This window comes from Vibrio sp. B4-6 (assembly GCF_963888245.1).
Lineage (GTDB): Bacteria > Pseudomonadota > Gammaproteobacteria > Enterobacterales > Vibrionaceae > Vibrio > Vibrio anguillarum.
The window spans coordinates 1-3302 of sequence record NZ_CAWPIM010000038.1; the positions used below are offsets into that span (position 1 = coordinate 1).

Here is a 3302-nt window from a genome sequence, read left to right on the forward strand (position 1 = left end):
TTTACATAAACAAAGATGGTGTGCTTGGAATTACGAAGCCAATAAATGGAGAGCTGGCGACTCATGGTAATGGAATGACAATTGGCTTAAAAGTCAGTAGCCCAGAGTTAGTGGATTCATGGCATGCAGCAGGCTTAGCTAATGGCGGTGTAGCTTGCGAAGATCCTCCAGGTCTCAGGGTAAGTGGAGAAAGAAAAATGTATCTAGCTTATTTACGCGATCCAGCAGGAAATAAGCTGTGTGCAACGCATCATATTTCTATGGGCAGCTAAAGCATCGCTATAACAAACGCTTCAAGAGGGACAGCCAACGCGTGGTATTTTCACTATGCGTTGGTTTTTGTGATTAAGGTGCTATGCGGAAAGTGAGTAGTAGCGTTGTCTGCCCCTTAAGCGGGCGTTAAATTTTAAGAGGTAACATGAAAAATTTCTACACTGGAGAAACGCAGCAGTTGGTATATGCTTTTTTCTTACAGTTTTCACGATTAGAGTTTGCACTAAAAGAATCTGGTTATGTTAAAGCTGGTTTTAGAGATTCCGCAGAGCCTGACTGGAAACGATTTATTGAACAGTACTCTGATTCGTATGCTCTCGATAAACTTGAAAAAGAACTGATGTCTAAACCACCTTTGAGGCAAGTTTACCGTAATGAACAAATTAGTTGGGTGGATTTCGAGTTTCCTGAGGAGTCCACAGAGCTAAATAATCTAGTATTCGCTCTAAAAACTATGCGAAATAACCTATTTCACGGAGGGAAGTTCGGGCACAAGAGTTGGGATGACCCAGAACGAGTGGAATTTGTGTTATCAAAAGGTTTACATACCATTGAGAAACTCTCGAAACTAGATGGTGATCTTACTGCTCACTATCGTGGAAGCTATTAAAATTTAACAATCTGTTTAAGAGTGATTCGCAACGCATGGCATTTTTACTATGCGTTGCGTTTGGTGTTTAAGGTGGTATGCGGGAGCTTCGGTATTGCGTTGCTCACACCTTAACAGGGCGTTAGCTGAGGTTAAGAGAAATCATAAAATTACGTGTTTATTTTTCTTAGTCTGAGGCTCTAGCTTTACACCTGAAAGTCAGCACTTTTCCATGTATCTCGCCAGTGGCACTGTTCGTGAAGCGGTTGAACTAACCGAAGCCTTCTTACGGGAAGTGGTGCGTTTGTTTATTTCTTTGGTGTGGCTTCTTTGGTTTTGAAGCTCTTTCGCGCCTAAATGGTTTTTGCGCACTTGGTTGTTGGCTTCTTCGACATAATTCTTTGTAAATTTAAGCTCTAGAAGCTCGTCAAGTTTTCCTGTTATTTCTTCTTTGCCAAGTGCGTTTCGTGGATTAGGTTTTAGTTTCTAAATTGTCCGTTTTACTTTGTCGTTTGAAAGCAATAATGTGTTTTAAATTAGGCTGTTGGGTAGTCAATCTCCGGCTAAAGTGCAGCAGCTAACAAACGGCTCAAGAGGGATTGCCAACGCGTGGCGACTTTAGTGCAAAATTGCAGTTCAGTGTTTGCTTAAGTTCGGCGGTGCGTTGCCAACCCCTTAGCCGGGCGTTATATGCCTAATCTACTGTTGTTAATGAGGATATCGTATTGAGTAGTAACTATATCGAACCTGATTGTGAAAAATTCATCCATGAGGATAAGCAAGTTGAAGAAGCATATGTGGAAGCTTGTGAGTGGATCAGCAGTTTCGGTGTTCCGTACCAGAAAACTCGATTTGGTGCTTACGAAAAAGATCTTGAAGAGTTTTTGAAGGGCGGTGGACCTAAAGACGCTAAAGAAAGTGTTACCGTTTTCATGAATGCACACAAAGAAGCTGCCGAGCTTGTTCGCATCATGAATGTATACAAGTCCTTTGATGCTGATGAGATATTAGAACCTATCAAAAAAATGACCTCAGGTCAGAGATTCAGAAATGCTACGACCAAAGATCAATCGAGAGACTTTGCATTTGAGCTTGGGGTTGCTTCTCGTTTCATCAAGGCTGGTTATACCGTTGATCTCAGAGGCATCTCAGACCTTGTTGTAGATATCGATGGAACCCGGCTTTATGTCGAGTGCAAACGAATGAAGTCGTTCAAGCAACTAGGTAAGCGCGTACAAGAAGCTAACAAGCAAATTAGAACTCGTTTATCGACAGACCGCTCTTCAAAAAGTAGAGGTATGATCGCTTTAAACGTAACCGATATAGTGATGGAAAATGATACGCCTATCATTTTTCCGAAGATCGAAGATTACCAACAAGCTTCTGCTTATACTTTGAAAAGTTTTGTTATGAGTAACAAAGACACGTTGGGGAACAAGCGAGTAAATAAGTGTCTAGGGGTCTTAACTGAATTTACCACTCAAGGAATAATCTTTGAACCGGATGAAAAAGAAATGGCTTTTGCCAACATCCGTGAAGGAAATGTATTCCAGTACCCTATGTCTAAAATGGAGCACGAGTTCTTAAATTCGTTTTGGAAAAAGTTAGGCAACCAGAATATTTAACCAAACTCTAGGCGGCATATAACAATCTGTTTAAAAGTGATTCGCAACGCGTGGCATTTTTACTATGCGTTGTGTTTAGTGTTTAAGGTGGTGTGCGGAGGCTTTTGTATTGGGTTGCCCACACCTTAACAGGGCGTTAAGCATTTTTAGGTTATTTCATCACAAGGAAAGTTAGATGGATAGTGAAGTATTAGCAACAGCAAATGAACTAATAACTGTTAAGGCTCAGATTAAGCAGTTAAAAATGGCGGAAAATCAGTTAAAGGAACAATTGAAAGATCATCTAAAGCAGAATGGCTCAATTGATCTCGAAGCAGGACGTGTTTACTACATAGAGTCAAAGGGCTCAAGAACATTCAGCCGTTCAGAAGTTCTTGAATATATTCGTGATGCTTATGGTGAAGAATTAGCAGATCAGATTGATCATGACTGCACGAAACAGGGTGAACCAAGACAGACTGTTTACGTTAAACTTGCTGGTGAAATAGAGGAAGCTATTGAGAATGAATGAAGAAGTAGAAGTTATGATCGATGGAAAACAGTTTTTAGCTGAATATGCAGTTTTCAATGATACTTTAGTTATCTACTTCCCAGACGGAAGTACAAGTGAGGTTGAGCTTCGAGGTTTAAAAGTCGAGAGTACAGCAAAAAGATACCTACGGAACTTCATTAACAAATCAAATGGACTCTGTAAATAATTCTGTGTAACTGTCAGGGTTACATGTATTGAGTGAGTCGGTCTTCGAACATAATCATAAAGCGGTTTAGAGCTTGTCGCCAGTTTCTGATCGGCATCGTCCATTTCTTGGAAGCAT

5 protein-coding genes are annotated in these 3302 nt (G+C 40.6%); all 5 read left to right on the forward strand.

The window, feature by feature from the left end; translation table 11 throughout:
• The coding region (locus AACV20_RS11410; protein ID WP_170908077.1) for a VOC family protein at positions 1-272 on the forward strand (272 nt) is incomplete at its 5' end.
• 146 nt (positions 273-418) lie between these two features.
• A complete protein-coding gene (locus AACV20_RS11415) occupies positions 419-883 on the forward strand; it encodes a hypothetical protein (protein WP_170908078.1) in 465 nt (154 codons plus the stop codon).
• A 704-nt stretch (positions 884-1587) separates the two neighbouring features.
• Positions 1588-2487 (forward strand): hypothetical protein, encoded by a 900-nt coding sequence (locus AACV20_RS11420; RefSeq protein WP_170908079.1) that lies wholly within the window; start codon positions 1588-1590, stop codon positions 2485-2487.
• A gap of 175 nt (positions 2488-2662) precedes the next feature.
• Entirely contained in the window at positions 2663-2998 is a 336-nt protein-coding gene (locus AACV20_RS11425) for a hypothetical protein (protein ID WP_170908080.1), read from the forward strand.
• On the forward strand, positions 2991-3185 hold the full coding sequence (locus AACV20_RS11430) for a hypothetical protein (RefSeq protein WP_170908081.1): 195 nt from the start codon (positions 2991-2993) through the stop codon (positions 3183-3185). Before AACV20_RS11425 ends, AACV20_RS11430 begins: the two co-directional genes overlap by 8 nt.
• The last annotated feature ends 117 nt before the right edge of the window (positions 3186-3302 follow it).

What these genes read in the sequence shown, in the direction of transcription:
- AACV20_RS11425 (WP_170908080.1), top strand. Translation starts at nt 2,663, where the DNA reads ATGGATAGTGAAGTATTAGCAACAGCAAATGAACTAATAACTGTTAAG.
- AACV20_RS11430 (WP_170908081.1), top strand. Translation starts at nt 2,991, where the DNA reads ATGAATGAAGAAGTAGAAGTTATGATCGATGGAAAACAGTTTTTAGCT.
- AACV20_RS11415 (WP_170908078.1), top strand. Translation starts at nt 419, where the DNA reads ATGAAAAATTTCTACACTGGAGAAACGCAGCAGTTGGTATATGCTTTT.